The sequence below is a fragment of the Pseudomonas syringae genome (assembly GCF_023278085.1).
GTDB classification, from domain to species: domain Bacteria; phylum Pseudomonadota; class Gammaproteobacteria; order Pseudomonadales; family Pseudomonadaceae; genus Aquipseudomonas; species Aquipseudomonas syringae_Q.
The window spans coordinates 2,588,072-2,607,754 of sequence record NZ_CP066265.1 but is presented as its reverse complement, the minus strand read 5'-3'; the positions used below and the strand labels follow the sequence as shown (position 1 = coordinate 2,607,754).

Below are 19,683 nucleotides of genomic sequence, written 5' to 3'. Positions count from 1 at the left end.
TCACACCAGTTGAAATACAGCGTCGAAGCGTTCGAGGGCGTCATCGATGACCTCATCGGTGTCCGCCAGGCTGGTGTATATCCGGCTGCCCGCCAGTGTGATCAGGCCATGAGCGGTATACGCAGCGCCCATCTCTTCCATCATGTGCTTGCGGGTCTTGGCTTCGTTGCGTGCGCGCAACAGCTTGAGCGGGTTGCTGGTGTCGAGCAGCAACACACCGGAGGTCTGCAAGTGCACGATGGAGCCCATGTTGTAAGCCACGTACGGCAAACCGCGTCGATTGATGATTTCTTCCAGCCCGGCGCGCATGCGGTCTCCTGCCCTGCCCGCCAGTACCGGTGCGTCCAGACGACGTGCTTCAAGCAGCGCGTAATACCCCGCTACGCATGACAGCGGGTTGGCCGACAGTGTCCCGCCGACCAAACGCCCGCCGTGAAGATGTACCAATGCCACCGGCAAGCAGCTGCATGACCTCTCGACGTCCGCCAATCGCGCCAGCCATGGGGTAACCGCCAGTCAGGCATTTACCCAGCACGGTGATATCGGGCATGACATTGAAGTAAGCCTGCGCACCGCCCAGCCCCGCGCGAAACCCGGTGACCACTTCATCGAAGATCAGCAGTGTGTCGAACTCTTCGCACAGTGCACGCAGTTGGCGGTTGAAGTCAGCATGTACCGGACGGGTGCCGCTTTCCGGACCGAAAGGTTCGACCATCACCGCTGCGGTACCGCCTCGCAGGCGATTGATCTGCAACCGGCGACGCAAGGCGTCGAGATTATTGGGAGGGCTTTCCTGTGTGTTCGCCGTGGCTCCTCGCGGAATACCCACGGCTTCCATACGACCGGTTCCCGGCAAACGCATGCCGTAGACAAGCTGATCGCTCCAGCCGTGATAAGCCCCGCCGATCTTGATCACCCATTTCTTGCGCGTATAGGCACGCGCCAGACGCACTGCAGCCATTACCGCTTCGGTGCCCGAACCTAACAAGCGCAGCATGTCGACACCCGGCATCATCTCGCACACCAGTTCGGCCAGCTTGACCTCGTACTCATGCAGCAGCCCGGTTACCGGCCCGCACTCGTCAAGAATGCGATTGACCTGCTCGCGGATCGCCGGATGGTTCGAGCCCAGCAAGGTCGGGCCGCCCGCCTGTAGAAAGTCGGTGTAACGGTTGCCGTCGACATCCGTCAGGTGTGCACCCTTGGCCTGGGAAAAGGCCAGCGGAAACGGGTAATTGAATGCAAGGTTGTGTTGCACACCTCCCGGTATGACCTTCTTCGCGGCTTCGGACAGGCGCTTTGAACCCTGACAACGCTCATCGAAATAGCCCATGACCTTGTTCATCGCATCGCGCTTGATCGGGCGGATGGGCTGCTTCACCAGCGCGTCGAAACGACGGTAGAGCAATTCGACGTCAGGCCACTGCGAGACGGCTGAAGTCGGGGCCGGAGGCAGGCTGGCAAGATCAAGAGGTTTGTTCATGGGTAAGTCTCCGAGAAGGTCTGAGGACTGAGTGCGTGCGGGCTGGAAAGCGCCTTGATCAGGCGGGCTGCGGCGGCGCTGGCCTCCGGTCTGCTGGAGGCATTGGCCTTGATCTGATTGACCAGATGGTCGCGACAAAACTTTTCCAGGTCTTCCAGTCGCGCCAGCGTGGTTTCTATGTCCGGGCCGCAACACAGCACGCCGTGGTTGCGCATCAGATAGGCGTTGTGGTCCGGGCGGATGGCCTTCTCAAGTTTGCCGGCCAGCCAGCCGGAGCCGGACGGTGCGTAACCCACCAGCGGAATGCGTTTACCCAGCGATGCCCATAACGGCGGGTATGGCACTTCCAGTGGTTTACCGAACAATGTGCAGGCGCTGGCCAGTGGTTGATGGGTATGGATACTGCAATTCACATCGGGACGGCAGCGCAGGACTCGCGCGTGCAACTCGCTTTCGACCGAGGGCGAGCGCGCTCCCGAGAGTTGCTTGAGGTCCACCAGCCGCAACACGCAGACATCCTCGGCACGCATGCTGAAATAGTCGGTGGCGGACGGGGTGACCGCGATGTGCTGCGCGTCGATACGCAGTGCCAGGTTGCCACCGGTTGCGGCAAAGAAGCCACGGCGTGACAGATGCCGCGACAGTGCGACGATCTGCTGTTGAACAGAACTCATGATGTCGTCTCCTGTGATGGGTTCAACCTGCGATACAGCGGTGCCAGGCGCTTGCGGACTTCCTTGAACGTGGCGAAGCGGTCGTCATACAGGCGGCGGGTTAACGCGGACGGCTCGTACAGCCGATGCGGTCGTTGCAGCGCAGGAAGATCGGTGAACTGCAGCTTTTTCAGCGCGACGGCGGCGATCAGGGCGGCGCCACGGGCATTGGTCTGGATCGGGTTATGCGGTTGCTGGATCACGCGCCCGCAGACATCGGCCATGATCTGGCACCACACATCCGATTGCGCACCGCCGCCGGTGGCCACGATTACGCCGCTGGACTGGCCGATGAACTGCGAGAACGGTTCGAGCATCCAGCGCGTGTTGTGTGCAACGCCTTCCATGAAGGCGCGGATGATGTCTTCCCGGGAATGTTCGAGTTTCAGGTTGAACAGGCCCGCGCGAAGGCTGGGATCACCAATCGGCGAACGCTCGCCGCACAGCCATGGCGTGTAGATCAGCCCCCGCGAGCCAGGCGGCACGCGGGCGGCAATCCGGTCGAGCAACGCGTAGACATCCGGTTGCTGTTCATCGCTGAGCAGCTCGTCCGGGTGGTACAACACCTTGTCGCGCAAAAACGACAGGTTTGCGCCCGCTGCCGATTGCATGGCCATCGCCAGGTAGCGGCCCTTGACCGCGCTGGGCACTGCCGCAATGTGGTGACGAACACTGGATTTCTTGAACGGCACATGCGCACCGACCCAGGATGAGGTTCCCAGATAAAGGTGCGGCGCAAAATCGCTCACTGTTGCGCCGACCGCCACTGCCGAGGTGTCCACGGCACCTGCCACCACTGGCGTCGAGTGCGGCAGCCCCAGTGCATCGGCCAGTTCCGGCTGCAACGTCCCGATGACTTCGGTAGACCCCACCAGTTCGGGCAGTTTGCCTGCGTCAATGCCCAGCGCCCTGATCAGGCTGTCGTCGTAGCGGATCCGGTGCGGGTCGCGGTTATCGGTGATCCAGGCGGTCAGCATCGAGTCGCCGGTGGCACAGTAACGACCTGACAGGCGCAGGTTCATGTAGTCCAGCACGTTGAGGAATTTGTGAGTCCTCTCATACCTTGCCGGATCGTGATCGAGGATGTAGGCCATGTGCCCGGCCGAGTCCATGCCTGATAGTGAGGCCACGCCACCCGTCAGGCGCAACGAGCGCCAGAGCTTGAGTGGTCCGTAGCCACCCAGGTTGCACCAGCCGCCGCCCATGCGTTTTTTGATGGAATCAGCACCACGCTTGTCCAGCCACAACAGCGCGCGTCCCAGTGCCGAGCCATTGCGGTCGACACATACCGTGCCTTCGCTTTGAGTGGAGCAACACACAGCCACCACCTGGCGACGCCTGAGCAAATCAGCTCCCAACAACTCGTTGGCACCGCGCAAAAATGCATTCCACCAGTCTTCGGGGTCCTGCTCCGCACTCAATCCACTGACGTGAAGCGGCACGCCATGGAACGCCCAGGCCCGGATGTCACCCTCCATGGAGACCAGTGCACACTTGCAGCCAGACGTTCCGAGGTCGATGGCGAGGACGAGTTGCTCCAGGCCGGTGGCCGCCTCAGGCGTCCGGGAGATGAAAAGCGAAGTCATAAAGGTCTACTCAGAATGTGCGGGAAATCGACGCTACCCAGCGATTGTCATCCGTGGCTCGTACATGCCCGTCGTCTTCGGCCATGTACAGTTCGCGGGCCCGGGTCTTGGTGGTTACCCAGTCAAGCCCCCAGTCAAAACCCCACCAGCGATGCACCAGGCCTACGCCGTAGTCGGCAAAGTCGGCTTCCGAGAAGTTTTCGATCTGTTGATAGCCGGCATGCACCTTCAGGTTGGTGTTGATGCCCAGCGCGTACTTGTAGTCCAGGTCGTAAAGCAGGCTGCCGCGTGAGTTACGCTCGCCCTTGGCGTAGCATTCCAGGCCTTTGGTCGGATCGTCGCGGAACTGCAGTTGCGCGCCGCACACCCCGCCACTATTGGCCCCACGGTAGTTTTTCGAGAGCACTCTGGCGACTCGGCCTTCGAGCGCGCCATAACCTATTTCGAGCACGGCAAACTGACTGTTGTAATGGGTGGAGTGCTCTTCACCCGGCGTGAAGGTCTGGAAATCGAAGCGATTCGGCGCCTTGAATTGCGCGCCAGGGAACATCTCTGCGGCAAGCCCCACACCGTAGTGCCAGGCGTCTGGATCACCGAAGCGATAGCCGCCGGCAAGCAGCACGCCTGCGCCGTCGCCATCGAGAAACTGCTTCTTGCTGACCGTGGTAAATTCGGCGAGCGCCACCAGACCTGATTCATGAGCGACCTGAAGGGTGACTTTGGCACCGGGGCGATTCAACGAATCGGAAATGCCCCGGGTACGAATGTCCGAACTGGCCTTGGCGGTGACATCCACCGCGTAGCTTGACATTTCATCTGCCAGTGCCAGCGTCGGACAGGCTACGGAGCACAGGGTGAACGCCATTGCACAACAGGTTGTATGAGTACGCATGATTCTCTCCCACGCTAAAGGACCGGACTTACAACGTGCAAACCGGGGCAGGAGGCAGTGTGGCGATACGTTCGAACTGCTCTGTCTTGCCGAGTATCTCGGTGCCGACGAAAGCCCTCACATTGAGGCGACCGTCCTTGACGCGAACAGCGCCCTTGTATTTTTTCTGGTCACGCGGGTCATACACCCAGCCATCGCGCCAGGCATCCTTGTCATAGCGGGTCAGTTGCAGGATTTGCACACCGCAGTCGCTGGACGTCGAGGTAACATCCTTGACCCAGACCACCTGTCCGCAGATGGCGCCTGCCTGATCCTTGCAATCGTCCAGTCTGACCACTGCGTCTTTTTCCGCGGTCAGCCAAAGGCCCTTGGCCTCCAGCGGACCTGTTGCAGCATGAATGCCGGTGGAGCACATCAGAACCGAGGAGAGGAAAAGCCATTGCTGTACGTTCATAGCGGCACCTTTTTATTTTTTTTAACAGACCGTCACAATAACGACGCTTCGGTTATGATAGTCATCGCTACACGATAGTTATAGCTATCATTTTACGACGCAGCAACTACTTTTTTGCCACGCAGGCACCTCACCCCTTTCGACAGGTACGTATGGCCAGGCTGAAAACTGAAGCAGATCCTGCACAGATCGCGGGAAAAACCGCAGAGCGCAAAAAGCTGCCCGCGCAGCAGCGCGCCACTGAAACCTACGAGCGCATTCTGGTAGCCACGGCACAGACCCTGTGTGACGTCGGTGTCGAGCGCTTGTCCACTAATCTGGTTTGCGAGCGTGCAGGTCTTACGCCTCCCGCGCTGTATCGCTATTTCCCCAACAAATACGCGCTGTTGACGGTGCTGGGTGAGAGGCTGCTGGAAAAGCAGAACGAGCGGATCGATTACTGGATCACGGCGGAGCTGCTCACCGGCACGCCGCAGGCTTTGGAAAAGGCGCTTGCCGATCTGATTCTGGACACCTATGAGGTCACCGAGGCAACACTGGGCGGCATGTGGACGCTCAAGGCGTTAAGGGCCGTTCCGGCGCTGGAGCACGTGAGGCTCGACTCGCACCGCCGGGTGGCCACCGCTCAGGCTGCAATCATGACCAGTGCGTTCCCCGAGGCTGATCCTCAGCGCATCGCCATGGTTGCGCGAGTGGCGGTAGAAATGATTCACGCGACCATCGAGCTACTGTTCGATGAGCCCATGGCCCCTGAACAGGTCTGTGCAATGGTGGCGGCGATGATCGTCAGCCATCTGGATCGTTTGAGCCCCCAGCCTGAAGCCAGCGGTTGACCGGCCTGGCTTTATTCTCGGGCTTCACGTGCACCCTTACACAGGCAGTACGTCTCCACTCATTATAAAAACCAGTTACAGGAGCATTGTCATGAACCAGCCAGCACAGATTCAGCCTCCCACGCCTTCCTCCACTGCGGCGCTCAACGAGGTATTGGCAGCACAGCAGGCGGCGATACGCGCTCAGGGTGTGCCTGGCTATGCACAACGGATCGCCGACCTCGACGCCGTTTTGCGCATGGTGAGCAGCAATCAGGACCGATTGCTTGAGGCTGTCTGTGCAGATTTCGGCAATCGCTCCTTCGCCGAAACCCGGCTTGGCGAGTTGATGCCGATCATCAACGGTATCAAACACATTCGCTCGCACCTGAAAGCCTGGATGCGTCCCGCCCGGCGCAAGGCGGGGATCGTGTTCAGGCCTGCGAGTGCAAAGGTTATCTACCAGCCGCTGGGCGTGGTCGGCATTCTTGCTCCCTGGAACTACCCGCTGACCTTGACCCTGGTGCCGCTGATCGAAGCGCTGGCGGCTGGCAATCGGGTGATGATCAAGCCTTCGGAGCTGACACCGAGAACCTCCGAACTGCTCAGGCAACTGCTCGGCGAAACGTTTACTTCCGATCAGGTCGCAGTGGTCACCGGCGATGCCATGCTGGCCAGTCAGTTCAGCGAGCTGCCCTTCGACCACCTGCTGTTCACGGGCTCGACCCATATAGGCCGTCAGGTCATGGCCGCCGCAGCGCGCAACCTGACGCCAGTGACCCTGGAACTGGGAGGCAAGTCGCCGGTGGTGGTCTGTGCCGACTTTCCGCTCAAGAAGGCCGCGCGAATCATCGCGATCGGCAAGCTGTTCAACGCCGGCCAGACCTGTGTAGCGCCGGATTATGTGCTGGTGCCGCGCAACCTGGTGGACAACTTCGCCAGCGAGTGGCTAGCGGCCGCCAAAAAACTCTACCCGACACTTGAGGGCAATCCGGACTACACCTCGATCATTTCGCCGCGTCATTACGATCGACTGTTGGCCATGGCCAACCAGGCCGTCGCCCTTGGTGCCAGAGCCTGGCAGCATGATGCGCCGCCAGCGAAAAACGATCGCAGGATCCCGCCGGTGGCCTTTACTCAGGTGCCACTGACTGCGGACATCCTGCAGGAAGAGATTTTTGGCCCGCTGCTGCCCATCCTCGCCTACGACACACTGGATGAAGCCATCGCCTTCATCAACGCCCGTCCGACACCGCTGGCCCTTTACTGTTTTTCCAACCAGCAGGCCTCCGTGGACCATGTATTGAACCGGACGCGCTCCGGCGGTGTAACCATCAATGGCACCATGTTGCACGCCACACAGGATGATCTGCCGTTTGGCGGCGTCGGAGAAAGTGGCACCGGTGCTTATCACGGTTACGAAGGCTTCATTCGTTTATCCCATGCACGCAGTGTGCTCACGCTGAGTCGCTTCAACCTGTCCGATAAAGTCTCGGCACCCTATGGGCGGCTGACACTCTTGGTGACCCGGCTCATGCTCCGTAAATAGCCGTATGCCTGCTCACTCATCCAGGTGAAGGGATTCACCCGGCTGTTGGCACAGACTATTTAGTGATAATCATCGCTTGTGATGATGAAGTATTTAGGTAACATCAGGGCGTTATTATTTGCTGTAGTTAATACTAGTCGCGCTCTAAGCGAGCATCTAACGTCAATATTCAGTCGTAACAATTGTTGCGACCAAGTTGATGTGACCGACTTGCTTTTGCCGCGTCTACACTATTGTCAACAGTTTTTGATCTCATGGACGACCTCATGCCTCATACACTACTGCCCCACATTGGCCGGGCCATTGCCAGCATCGGCAGCGGCCATTTTTCCAGCCTGTTTCACACTTTGATCGACACGCAGCTTGCCGTGGATGCCACGCACCTTTCTTCGCTGCCGCAGCCCTGGCAATCGCCGCCTGCCTCGGAAGTGCCGGTTTTCAACGAAACGGTGACGTCGTCGCGTGGCACGCTGTTGCTGAGCGACTCGATCCATCTTTACCCGGTTCAGGCATCGGAAAGTTTCTCCTGCAAGATCACGGTGTTCCGCGCCCTGCCCGCTCAGGCATTTTCACCCAGCGAGCGTCGGCAACTAAGTGATATCACCCCACTGCTGTTCTCGATACTCGAAAAACACGTCAATGCGCTGCAACTGGCGATGCCCAGTAGTGAACTGAAAAAAACCGAAAGCCTGGAGGAGCGTTTCCAGGAACGATTGCGCGAAACCGGCCTGTCGCTGTCCGAGCGGGAAACCCAGGTCTGTCTCGGGCTGCTCGCCGGGCATACCGCGCTTGAACAGGCTGAACGGCTGACGCTCAAGGTCAACACGGTCGGCAGCTACCAGCGCCGGGCGGCCATCAAACTGGGCATCAGCGGCCGAAACTCGCTGATGCGCTGGATGTACGCTTCTTCCGAAGGCGCCTTTTCGGCCTGTTAATCGTCGGTCTGCCGTCCCTGGCATTAACCGCAGCCGACGCCATTGCTGCGATATCCCTATCGATATCGCAGCAATGAACCCGCTGACTAAAACCGGCTCATAGCGTTTCTCCCACGCCAACCGCCTGCCTGTCGTACCACCAGGCGGCCAGGCTGTAGACGTCAGGTGCCTTGAGGACGCTGAAGTGATTGCCTGGCCCCTCCCACAACGCCAGTTGCGGCAACAAATGTTGCCACCCGGCCGCGGCAGAAGCCTGCTCAAGCTGGTTGTCCAGCGAATCCAGGCTCGGGTCGTCGACCAGCACCAGACTGACCCGGCCGTTGTAGCCACCGGTTTGTGGCCGGTAGACGGTGCGCAAGGCGCAGGCAAACGTACGGACAATGCCCTGCAATGCCTGCGGTGCCAGACGCGGCGGCAACATGCCAATCCGCACCATGGCGCTTTGTAACAGGCTCAGTTGCGTGGCGTAATCGCCGTCGGCAAACATTTTCGGATCAATATCCAGGTCTTTGCCACTGGACAACTGCAAGGCCTCGATCAGGCGCTCCAGCGCTGCCGTGGCGGTATAAGGTTTGCTGCACAAGCCGTCTCCGCCAGGTGCTTCGCTGTCGATCAGGGTCAGTGAAGCCACCTCGCGACCACGTGCCTGAAGCTTCGCCGCCATGGCGTGCGCGGCCCAGCCACCAAACGAGTGGCCGACCAGGTGCAAGGGACCTTGCGGGTACAGCGCCTCGATTGCCTGCACATGACTTTCCGCTGCCGCTTCCACGCGGCTGTGCGGCACGCTGCGGCCGTCCAGCCCACGTGGTTGCAGACCGTAGATCGGCCAGTCCGGGCCCAGCGCTTCGGCAAGACCGATGAAGCTGGTCACACTGTCACCGGCACCCGGCACGCAGAACAACGGTGCATGTTCGCCCTGCCCGCTCTGGATCGCCAGCAACGACTGATGGACCACTGCCGGTGCCGGAGCGGCAGGCAAATCGGCCAGTGCCTGGCCAATCGTCTGGCCGAGAACGGTGACGTGCGGCGCTTGCATCATGCTCATGTGGTCGCCAGGAACATCGACGCACTGCAACTGGCCGGTTGGCAGGATTTCACCCCAGCCCAGGGTCGCAGTGGTGCCGCTCGGTGCCGTCGGGCGTTGCTCGGCACGGAACAGATACACCGGCAGGTTAAGTGGCTCCAGCTGGTAATGGGCCAGCGCGTGACCATGCGCCACCTCTCGCTCCAGGTAATGACGCAATTGCGCGTCGCTGGCCTGCGCCAGTTCCTCGTACAACAGGTGTTCCTCGCGGCACAGCTGCAACAGCGCAGCGAAGTCGGGTAACGGTGTCTGCTGTTGCAGTTCGTTCAGGCGCACCAGTGCCGTAACGCCGGTCTCGCGTTGCTCTTGGGTCTGCTCCTGGGTCTGGGCTTGCCAGTGCGCGGTGCAGTGCGTGAGCAATTGCCGCTCAAGCAGGTCTGGCCCTTGCCAGCGCGCCTTACCCTGATCGGTCAGACGCGGCACATAACTGTCTATCAGGCCGAGGAAGGTAACGGCCTCGTCCATGCCCAGCAATTGAGTCGCGACTTCATACGCCAGCACCCCGCCAAACGACCAGCCCGCCAGACGATAAGGCCCGCGTGGCTGGACCTGACGAATGCGCTCGACCATGCGTGCCGCGAGGCATTCGAGGGTGCGCAACTGTTGCTGGCCCAGCCCGATGCCCGGCAGGCCGTAGATCGGGAAATCGCCTTGCAGGTGTTGTCCGAGGACAGGGAAATAGGCATCCAGCCCCGTGAAATCGTGGATCAGGAACAGCGGCGATTCGCTTCCGCCCGCTCTGACGGTGATCACTTCCTGAGCCTCGACCGACTGTGCAGGACGCTGGTCGAGCAACCCGGCCAGCGCGGCGATGCTCGGATGCTGGAACAACTCGGCCAGTGTCAGCGGCAAACCGGCCTTTTGCAGCAGACTCACCAGGCGGATCGCAGACAGCGAATGGCCGCCCAGTTCGAAGAAACTGTCGTGACGACCGATGTTGCCGATCTCCAGCACGTGCGCCCACTGTTCCGCCAGACGCTCTTCCAGCGGCGTCGAGGGTGGTTGATAGGTCGCGTTGCTCAGTGCATCGACATCCGGCGCAGGCAGTGCCTTGCGATCGACCTTGCCGTTCTGGGTCAGCGGCAGTGCATCGAGACCGACGTAAGCCGCGGGCACCATATATTCAGGCAATCGGGCCAACAGATGAGCCCGCAGCGTGGCGCTGTCCAGCGCCGGGTCACGGCGAGTGTAATAAGCCACCAGCCGCACGCCGCCATCGTCCAGAACCTGAGTGGCAATCACCGCTTCGCCAATGCCGGGGCACTGCGCCAGATGCTGCTCTATCTCGCCCGGTTCGATGCGTATGCCGCGTATCTTCACTTGATCGTCGTTTCGCCCCAGGTACTCAAGCGTGCCGTCGGCCAGCCAGCGCACCAGATCGCCGGTGCGGTACATTCTGGCGTGCGGCGCTGTGCAGAACGGATCGTCGAGGAAGCGTTCGGCGCTCAGCTCCGGCTTGTTCAGATAGCCACGTGCCACGCCTGTCCCGCCGATATACAACTCGCCTGGCACACCGAGCGCTACCGGTTGCTGACGCGAGTCCAGCACGTACAGCGTGGCATGGGTCACCGGTTTGCCGATGTGCAACACACCGCCCGGCTGCATGGCGCCGGAGCTGGCCACCACTGTGGTTTCCGTCGGTCCGTAGTTATTGATGACAGCAAAACCCGGATCGCGCTTGAAATGCCGCAGGCGATCACCGCCGATCAACAAGGTTTTCAGCGTCGGGTGACGCAACTCGCGGCTGAACGCGTATTCGGCCACCGGAGTCGGCAGGAACGCGACCTGCAGCGGTTGAGCCAGCCACCAGTCGAGCAGCGCATCGAGCTGTTCGTTGCCGATCTGTGCAGGCGGCATGTGCAGCACGGCTCCGGCACACAGCGCGGGCCAGACTTCCCAGGCCATGGCATCGAAGCCAAACCCGGCCACGCTGGCCGTGTGGCTGCCCGCGCGCAGGTCGAACGCCTCGCAATGCCAGTCGACCAGATTGTTCAGCGTGCGGTGTTCGACCATGACGCCTTTGGGCAACCCGGTCGAGCCCGAGGTGTAGATGACATAGGCCAGATGCGCCGCCGTCAACGCCATCACCTGCGGGTTTTCGTTGCGCTGTGGCCATTGCGGACGATCCAGCGCAATCACCGGCACCCGCACGTCAGGCAAGCGCGGTAGCAGATCGAATTGCGCCAGCACCGCAACCGGTGCGCTGTCTTCCAGCAGATAACCGATGCGCTCGTCTGGGTGTGCCGGATCGACCGGCACATAACTCGCCCCGGCCTTGAGCACTGCCAACAGCGCGGTCAGGGTCTCCAGCCCGCGTCGAGCCACCACTGCAACACGGTCGTCCGGGCGCACGCCAAGGCCGATCAAATGGTGAGCGAGCGAATTGGCACGAGCATTCAGTTCGCCATAGGTCAGGCTTTCGTCGCCAACCTGCACGGCCAGCGCGTCTGGCTGCCGCAAGGCCTGTTGCGCAATACGCAAGTGAACCGGCAGTGCGCTTTCGGCCGTTGTCGGCACAGGATTGAAGCCGTGCAGCAGCTCATTGCGCTCGGTATCGGGCAGCATGGCCAGCGATTGAATCGCGGTGTCCGGTGCCTGCTCGAGGGCGACCAGCAGATGCTCGACCGCACTGGCCATATAGGCACAGATGCGCCGTGCATCAATGCCCGGCGAGGTCAAGGCAGTCAGGTCGAATCCGGCCTGGTGCTGGCCGTCCGCGACACTGCCCAGATCATCCACGCTCAACGTCAATGGATAACTGCTGCGCTCGGCGGCTTGCAGCAATTCGATCCCGTTCCAGGCCTCGCTGGCCGCAGGGTCATGAGCCTCTGCTGTCGAGCTATGCCGGTAGTTCAGCAGCGCGCTGAACAGCGGCGCGCCTGCCGGCAAGGCACTGCAACGCTGAGCGAGTGCCAGCGAAGCGTGTTCATGCGCCAGCAGACCGGTCAGGTGTTGATGGGTCTGCAATACGGCGTCACGTGCCGTTTGCTCGCCCAGATCGATGCGCAGCGGCAAGGTATTGATGAACACCCCGAGCGTACGCTCTGCGCCTGCGTTGCTGGTCAGGCGACCGAGCAGCACGGTGCCGAACACCACGTTGTCGCGGCTCGACAGGCGGCCCAGTACCTGAGCCCACGCCAAGTGCATCAGGCTGGCCGGGCTGACGCCCAATTTACGGACCTGATCACGAATGCGCTGACTCAGCGCTGCGTCCAGCCGCTGCCTGGCTTCACCGGGCACGTCAGGTCCTGGCAACCACGTCTGGCCATACGCAAGGGTCGGTTCATCGATATCGCTCAGTTGCTCGCGGAAGTAGCGTTCGTGCGCGCCATCGACCGGCCCCAGCAGCGTATGCGCAATATAATTGCGGTACGGCACCGGTTCGGGCAGTTGCGCCTCCTGATCAAGCAGCACCGCCTGTAATTCCTGGCTGAGCAAATCGAGGGCGACGTGATCCATGATCAGGTGATGGAACAGCAACACGGCGACGATCCGTTGGTTGTCCGGGTCATCGGCATGCACCAGACGCAATAATGGCGCGCAAGTGAGGTCCAGTTGCCCGGGATCGTCCAGTGCCGTCAGCGATGCTTCGACGACGGGCAGTTCAGCGCGCCGCCAGACCACTTGCACCGGGGTTTCCAGGCCTTCCCAGCACAGTGAAGTGCGCAGCACGTCGTTGCGTGCGATCACGCGTTGCAGCGCATGACAGAAAGCCTCCAGCCGCGAACGGTCAGCAAACGCAAAGCGCGCCTGCAAGCGATACGGGTCGTCCTCGGTGGCGGACAGGTAATGATAGAAAATCCCCGCCTGCAGCGGGCCCAGCGGGTAGATGTCCTGAATGTTGGCTGCGCCACCGCTGACGCTGGCAACCACCCGGTCGATACTCGACTGATCGAGAGTCACCAACGGCAACAGGTCCGGAGTGATCTGCGTACACTCTGCGCCGATGAGGTTGGCCGGCACTTTCACCTGGCTGCCACTGCCAATCGCGCTCGCCAGCGCTGCAAGGGTTGGTTGAGCGAACAGCGCCCGCACATCGGCATCCATGCCCCGACGGCGCATGCGAGCGATCAGCGTAACGGCCAGCAGCGAATGGCCACCCAGCTCAAAGAAGTGATCGTGACGCCCTACCGTCTCGACCTGCAGCAACTCGCTCCAGATCTCTGCCAGCGCGACTTCGACGTCGCCTTGCGGCGCTTCGAAGTCACGGCCTGGCAGCGCTTCACGTTCCGGAACCGGCAACGCACGCCGATCAACCTTGCCATTGGCGGTCAGCGGCCAGGCGTCGAGGCGTACGAAAGCGCTTGGCACCATGTAACCCGGCAGACAGGTGAGCAATGCAGTGCGCAGTTCAGCCACCTGAACCGGTGCAGCATCGGCCCGTTCGATGAAGTAAGCCACCAGACGTGACTGCCCCGGTTCGTCCTCGCGAGCCAGCACCAGGGTTTCCTCGATGTCAGGCAACTGCGCCAACTGGGCTTCGATTTCACCCAGTTCGATGCGCATGCCGCGAATCTTCACCTGGTCGTCGTTGCGGCCCAGGTAATCCAGCGTGCCATCGGCGTTCCAGCGCGCCAAGTCGCCAGTGCGGTACATGCGCGCCTGCGCCTGACCGCTGAACGGGTCGCGCAGGAAACGCTCTGCGGTCAGTTGCGGCTGGTTCAGGTAACCCCGCGCCACGCCCTCACCGCCGATGTACAGCTCGCCGGCGACGCCGAGCGGCACCAGTTGTTGCTGCGCATCCAGCAGATACACACACGTATTGGCAATCGGCTTGCCGATATCCAGGCTGCCGTTTGGCAGCAGCGGCCCCGAGGTGGCGACCACGGTCGCTTCGGTAGGGCCATAGTTATTGATCACGCTAAAGCCCGGATCACGATGGAACTGACGCAGGCGGTCGCCGCCAATCAGCAGCGTGCGCAACGTCGGGTGGCGCAATTCGTGGCTGAACGCGTATTCGGCCACCGGCGTCGGCAGGAATGCGACCTGCAGCGGCTGCGCCAGCCACCATTCGAGCAGCGCATCAAGCTGCTCGTTGCCGATGTCTGCGGGCGGCAGATGCAACGTCGCACCGGCGCACAGTGCAGGCCAGATTTCCCAGGCCATGGCATCGAAACCGAACCCGGCCACGCTGGCGGTGTGACTGCCTGCGTGCAGAGCAAACGCCTCACAGTGCCAATGCACCAGATTGGTCAGGGCGCGGTGTTCGACCATCACGCCTTTCGGTTGTCCGGTCGAGCCGGAGGTGTAGATGACGTAAGCCAGATGAGCCGCATTCAAGCCCGGCACCTGTGGATTGTGCTCCAGCGCTGGCCAGTTCGGCTGGTCCAGCGCAACCACCGGCACAGCCAGCGGCGGCAGCCGTTCGATGACGGCTTGCTGGGCCAGCACTACCATCGGAGCACTGTCGCTCAGCAGGTAGGCAATGCGTTCATCCGGGTGCGCGGGGTCTACCGGCACATAGCAGGCACCGGCCTTGAGCACGGCCAGCAAACCGCTCAGGGTTTGCAGCCCGCGTCTTGCAACCACCGCCACCCGATCATCCGGGCGCACGCCGAGGCTGATCAGATAATGAGCAAGCGCATTGGCGTGTCGATTCAGTTCAGCGTAGCTCAACGAATGGCTGCCCACCTGTGCGGCGATAGCGTCAGGGGTACTGACCGCACGCGCTTCGATGAGGGCATGCACCGTCTGGCCTTGCGCAAAGTGCTGCGCAGCAGGGTTGAGATGATCGAGCAGATACTGACGTTCCTGCTCGCCCACCAGCGTTATCTGGTCGATCGCTACCTGCTCGTTGTTCACCAGCGCGTGCAGCAACTGCTCGAAATAGCCGCAGTAGCGTTTCACCGTCGCTTCATCGAACAGCGCCGTTGCGTAGTCCAGCGTGCCGACTAGCGCATCACCGTGCTCGCCGAGGTTCAGCGACAGGTCGAATTTGGCGGTCTGAGTGCTTTGCTCGACCAACGCCAGCGATAATCCATCCATGTCCGGCAGCGAAGTATCCCCGGCCAACCAGTTGAGCGTGGTCTGGAACAGCGGCGCGTGCGCCAGGCTGCGTGCCGGACGCACGATTTCCACCACCTGCTCGAACGGCAGGTCCTGATGATCCTGGGCCTCCAGCACTCGAGTCCTGACCTGGGCCAGCAAGGCTTCGCCGGTCGCGGCCGAAGACGTGTCGATACGCACAGCCAGCGTATTGACGAACAGCCCGATCAGCCCTTCCAGTTCAGCGCGACCACGCCCCGCAATCGGGCTGCCGATCACAACCTCGGCCTGCCCGGAAAGACGCGCCAGCAGCGCTCCCCAAGCGGTCATCAAGGTCATGTACAGCGTCACACCCTGGCGCTGCGCCAGGGCACGCAAGCCTGCGGTCAGATGAGCATCCAGCCGGATCGCCAGGCTGGCACCGGCAAAGTCCTGTTGCGCCGGACGTGGCCGGTCGGTGGGCAGGGTCAGCAGCGTCGGTGCGCCGTCCAGCGTTTGAAGCCAGTAGGCGGCCTGATGTTGCAGACGCTCGCCACTCATCCAGCTTTGCTGCCAGACCGCATAGTCTGCGTACTGAATGGCCAGCTCGGGCAGCGGATCGCCTTTACCCTGCCGTAACGCCGGATACAGCGCCAACAGCTCGCGAGTCAACACGCCCATCGACCAGCCGTCGGCGACGATGTGGTGCACGGTCAGCAACAACACATGACGTTCGTCCTCCACCTGCAACAGGCTGCCGCGTATCAGCGGTCCGCGTGCCAGATCGAAAGGGGCTGCGGCCTCTGCCATCACGCGCTGTGCAAGTGTTTGCGGATGCAGACGCAGATCCTCGATGTGCAACAGCGAGCTGCCAGGCAGCGCAGTGAAGATCACCTCGGCCCCCTCCTCGCAGGCAATGAACCGGCTGCGCAGGGTTTCGTGCCGCTCGACGATCCGCGCCAGTGCGGCGGTCAGCGCAGTCACATCCAGCTGGCCGCGCAGGCTCAGGGCCAGCGGGATGTTGTACGCCTCGCTGCCACCTTCAAGCTGCGCCAGGAACCACAAGCGTTGCTGGGCAAACGACAGTGGCAACGACTGGTCACGCGGCGCCGGCAGGATCAGCGACAGTTCACTGCGTCCGGCACCGGCCAGCGCCGCAGCAACGGCTGCCAGTTCACCCAGTGCAAAGAGTTCGCCGAGCGGCAACTCCATGCCCAGTTGCTGGCGAACCTGCGACACCATGCGCATGGCCAGCAGGGAATGCCCGCCCAGATCGAAAAAGTGATCGTGGCGGCCTACCCGCTCGACCTGCAACACCTCGGCCCAGATCTGCGCCAGCGCGACTTCAATATCACCCTGTGGTGGTTCGTAGGCCAGGCCGAGCAGCGACGAATGATCCGGTTCCGGCAATGCACGGCGGTCCAGCTTGCCATTGGCAGTCAGCGGCAGCGCGGTCAGCTCGATGAAAGCTACCGGGACCATGTAATCCGGCAGGTTGGCCTGCATGTGCGCACGCATCTGTTCCGGCGCGGGTGCTTCCACATCCTGTTGGCTGGTGAAATAGGCGACCAGACGCACGTTGCCCGGCTCGTCCTCGCGGGCCAGAACCACCGCTTCCCTGATCCCCGGCAGTTGGTGCAGGCAATTGACGATCTCGCCCAGCTCGATACGGAAACCTCGAATCTTGACCTGATCGTCGTTGCGCCCCAGGCATTCCAATTGCCCGTCTTCCAGCCAGCGTCCCAGATCCCCAGTGCGGTACATCATGGCACCGGGCTGATCGCTGAACGGATCGGAAACGAACTTCTCCTCAGTCAGTTCCGAACGGTTCAGATACCCCAAGGCAACGCCGTCGCCACCGATGAACAACTCGCCGATGACACCCAGAGGTGCCAGACGTCGATGAGCATCGAGTACGTAGACCTGAGTGTTGCCGATGGGGCGTCCGATAGGCACTGATTCTGCGCTGTCTGCCAGCACCCGAACATTGCAGACGGTGGCAAAGGTCGTCGTCTCGGTCGGACCGTAAGCGTTCAACAGTTGCAGCCCGGGTGCCTGGGCCTGCATTGCCCGGAAGCTGACGGGATCGGCACGCTCGCCGCCAGAGAGCAACAGCCGCAAGCCGGTGAGCGCTTCAGGAATCAGTTGCACGTACTGGTTGAACAGTGCGGTGGTGAGAAACAACACGCTGACGTTGCCGTGACGCAAGGCTGCGCTGAAACGTGCCGGGTCGATCAGCGTCGTGTGCTCGATCACAAACAGCTGCCCACCGTTTAGCAAGGCCCCCCAGACTTCCATAGTGCTGGCATCGAACGCCGGATTGGAGGCAAAGGCGATGCTGTCCTGTTCGTTGAAGTCGGCGTAACCGTTGTTCAGCACCAGCCGCGCAATGCCGCGATGGGCAACGCGCACACCTTTTGGCGCCCCCGTGGAACCCGAGGTGTACATGACGTAAGCCGCGGTGTCCGAAGCCTGCGGCAGGCCCGGGTCGTGAGCAGGCTGGTCATCGAGCTGCAGTTGGTCCATATCGACGCGCCGCACGGACGGGGTAATCGACATGGCGCTCTGCGTCAATACGAATTTCGCCCCGCAGTCATCGATCATGTAGTGCTGCCGCTCGGCAGGCGCATTGACATCCAGCGGTACATAGGTTGCCGCGCATTTACCGATGGCCAGTTGGCTGATCAGCAGTTCCAGCGAGCGTGGCAGCAGAATCGCCACATGCTCATTGGGCCGTACACCCTGCCCCATCAGGTAATGCGCAAGGTGGTTGGCACGCTCGTTCAACTCGCCATACGTCAGCGAGCGTCGGCCGTGCACGGCCGCGACGGCATGCGGATGAAGCGCCGCACGACGTTCGAACAGGCGGTGCACGGGTTGCTCGCGAGGGTAGTCACGACGGGTAGTGTTGAACGTGGCCAACAGTTGCTCGTGCTCGGCCTGCGGTACTACGGACGATTCGATCAGGGCTGTTTCCGATTGCTGCTCCAATGCCTGCACCAGATGGACAAGGGCTTGTTGCACGTAGACGCAGATCCGTTGCGGCTCAATACCCGGTGCAGCCTGGACAGTCAGGCCGAAATCATCGCCAAAGTCATCGACGCTCAAGGTCAGCGGGTAGTTGCTGCGCTCTTCTGCGTGGATGACCTCGATGCCTTGCCATGCGGCGCTGCTCGCCGGGTCATCGACCTTCGCTGCGGCGCTGTGCCGGTAATTGAGCAACGTATTGAACAGCGGTGCGCCAGCCGGCAAGGCACTGCATCGCTGGGCGAGCGCCAGCTGAGCATGCTCGTGGGCAAGCATCCCGACCAGACGAGCATGGACATCGAGCACCGCGCTGCGCGCGCAATGCCCGCCCAGATCCATGCGCAGTGGCAAGGTATTGATAAACACACCCAGAGCGCGTTCGCCGCCTTCACCCCCGCGCAAACGTCCGAACAGCACGGTGCCGAACACCACGCTGTCGCGCCCGGACAACTGCCCCAGTACCTGAGCCCAGGCGAGGTGCATCAAGGTGGCGGCGCTGACACTCAACTGCCTTGCCTGATCGCGCACCTGACTGCACAGGTCGCTGTCCAGTGTGAGTCTGGCCTCGCCAGGAATCTGCTCGGCGGACGCCATTGCCAGACCGTAAGGCAAGGTCGGCTCATCCACATCGCCCAACTGCTCGCGGAAGAACGCTTCATGGGCGTCATCGCCAGGCCCTTGCAGGACGTGGGCGATGTAGTTTCGGTACGGCACGGGCGCTGCGAGCCCGGCTTCGTTGTCCAGCAGTATGGCCTGCAACTCATGACTCAGTACATCGAGCGCAATATGATCCATGATCACATGGTGATAGCGCAGTACTGCGGTAATCCTTTGGTTGTCCGGGTCATGGGCGTAGACCAGATGCAGCAGCGGCGCCTGAGTCAGTGCCATGCGCGGTGCATTGAAAAGGTCGGCTAAGGCCGTCTCTTGAACGCGCAGCGGGGCCTGACGCCAGACCACCTGAACCGGCGCTTGCAAACCTTCCCAGAACAGTGCGGTGCGCAGAATATCGTTGCGCTCAATCACTCGCTGCAATGCCTGGCAAAAAGCATCCAGACGCGACGCATCGGCGAACGCGAACTGCGGCTGCAACAGGTAGGGATCGCTGCCCACGGCGGTCAGGTGGTGATAAAGAATGCCGGTCTGCAAGGGCCCCAGCGGATAGATATCCTGCACATTGACGG

At 61.6% G+C, this 19,683-nt stretch carries 8 protein-coding genes and 1 pseudogene (1 of these 9 running past the window's edge); 3 read left to right on the top strand and 6 right to left on the bottom strand.

Translation table 11 applies throughout. From position 1 onward, the window contains the following. The 5 genes and pseudogenes from I9H07_RS11535 to I9H07_RS11515 form a co-directional block, all read right to left on the bottom strand. Nucleotides 1–1,483: pseudogene (locus I9H07_RS11535) on the bottom strand (aspartate aminotransferase family protein). Next, nucleotides 1,480–2,157: a class II aldolase/adducin family protein gene (locus tag I9H07_RS11530; RefSeq protein ID WP_024674496.1), complete on the bottom strand. Its 678-nt coding sequence runs from the start codon at nucleotides 2,155–2,157 to the stop codon at nucleotides 1,480–1,482. Before I9H07_RS11530 ends, I9H07_RS11535 begins: the two are co-directional and overlap by 4 nt. Further along, entirely contained in the window at nucleotides 2,154–3,782 is a 1,629-nt protein-coding gene (locus I9H07_RS11525) for a xylulokinase (protein ID WP_236423945.1), read from the bottom strand. Before I9H07_RS11525 ends, I9H07_RS11530 begins: the two co-directional genes overlap by 4 nt. 10 nt (nucleotides 3,783–3,792) lie before the next feature. Further along, nucleotides 3,793–4,674: a TorF family putative porin gene (locus I9H07_RS11520; RefSeq protein WP_058824504.1), complete on the bottom strand. Its 882-nt coding sequence runs from the start codon at nucleotides 4,672–4,674 to the stop codon at nucleotides 3,793–3,795. 28 nt (nucleotides 4,675–4,702) lie between these two features. Beyond that, on the bottom strand, nucleotides 4,703–5,128 hold the full coding sequence (locus tag I9H07_RS11515) for a DUF2147 domain-containing protein (RefSeq protein WP_058824505.1): 426 nt from the start codon (nucleotides 5,126–5,128) through the stop codon (nucleotides 4,703–4,705). A 152-nt stretch (nucleotides 5,129–5,280) separates the two neighbouring features. Between I9H07_RS11515 and I9H07_RS11510 the strand changes: the two genes are divergently transcribed. The 3 genes from I9H07_RS11510 (at nucleotide 5,281) to I9H07_RS11500 (ending at nucleotide 8,424) form a co-directional block, all read left to right on the top strand. Further along, complete coding sequence (locus I9H07_RS11510) at nucleotides 5,281–5,961, top strand: TetR/AcrR family transcriptional regulator (RefSeq protein ID WP_024674500.1); 681 nt, start codon at nucleotides 5,281–5,283, stop codon at nucleotides 5,959–5,961. A gap of 91 nt (nucleotides 5,962–6,052) precedes the next feature. Continuing rightward, the gene (locus I9H07_RS11505) at nucleotides 6,053–7,489 is read left to right on the top strand and encodes a coniferyl aldehyde dehydrogenase (protein WP_024674501.1); all 1,437 of its coding nucleotides are present in this window, start codon (nucleotides 6,053–6,055) and stop codon (nucleotides 7,487–7,489) included. Nucleotides 7,490–7,755: 266 nt separating this feature from the next. Further along, entirely contained in the window at nucleotides 7,756–8,424 is a 669-nt protein-coding gene (locus tag I9H07_RS11500) for a helix-turn-helix transcriptional regulator (protein WP_024674502.1), read from the top strand. Nucleotides 8,425–8,521: 97 nt separating this feature from the next. On the opposite strand, the gene I9H07_RS11495 is transcribed toward I9H07_RS11500, so the two are convergent. Continuing rightward, nucleotides 8,522–19,683: the 3' portion of a non-ribosomal peptide synthetase gene (locus I9H07_RS11495; RefSeq protein WP_283107549.1), read on the bottom strand. The gene runs 6,670 nt beyond the window's last position; 11,162 of the gene's 17,832 nt are visible here — the last part of the coding sequence; its start codon lies beyond the right edge, outside the window; the stop codon is at nucleotides 8,522–8,524.

Excerpts from the sequence above, each read along its gene's own strand:
- I9H07_RS11520 (WP_058824504.1), bottom strand. The coding sequence starts at position 4,674 with ATGCGTACTCATACAACCTGTTGTGCAATGGCGTTCACCCTGTGCTCC.
- I9H07_RS11515 (WP_058824505.1), bottom strand. The coding sequence starts at position 5,128 with ATGAACGTACAGCAATGGCTTTTCCTCTCCTCGGTTCTGATGTGCTCC.
- I9H07_RS11500 (WP_024674502.1), top strand. The coding sequence starts at position 7,756 with ATGCCTCATACACTACTGCCCCACATTGGCCGGGCCATTGCCAGCATC.
- I9H07_RS11525 (WP_236423945.1), bottom strand. The coding sequence starts at position 3,782 with ATGACTTCGCTTTTCATCTCCCGGACGCCTGAGGCGGCCACCGGCCTG.
- I9H07_RS11530 (WP_024674496.1), bottom strand. The coding sequence starts at position 2,157 with ATGAGTTCTGTTCAACAGCAGATCGTCGCACTGTCGCGGCATCTGTCA.
- I9H07_RS11505 (WP_024674501.1), top strand. The coding sequence starts at position 6,053 with ATGAACCAGCCAGCACAGATTCAGCCTCCCACGCCTTCCTCCACTGCG.
- I9H07_RS11510 (WP_024674500.1), top strand. The coding sequence starts at position 5,281 with ATGGCCAGGCTGAAAACTGAAGCAGATCCTGCACAGATCGCGGGAAAA.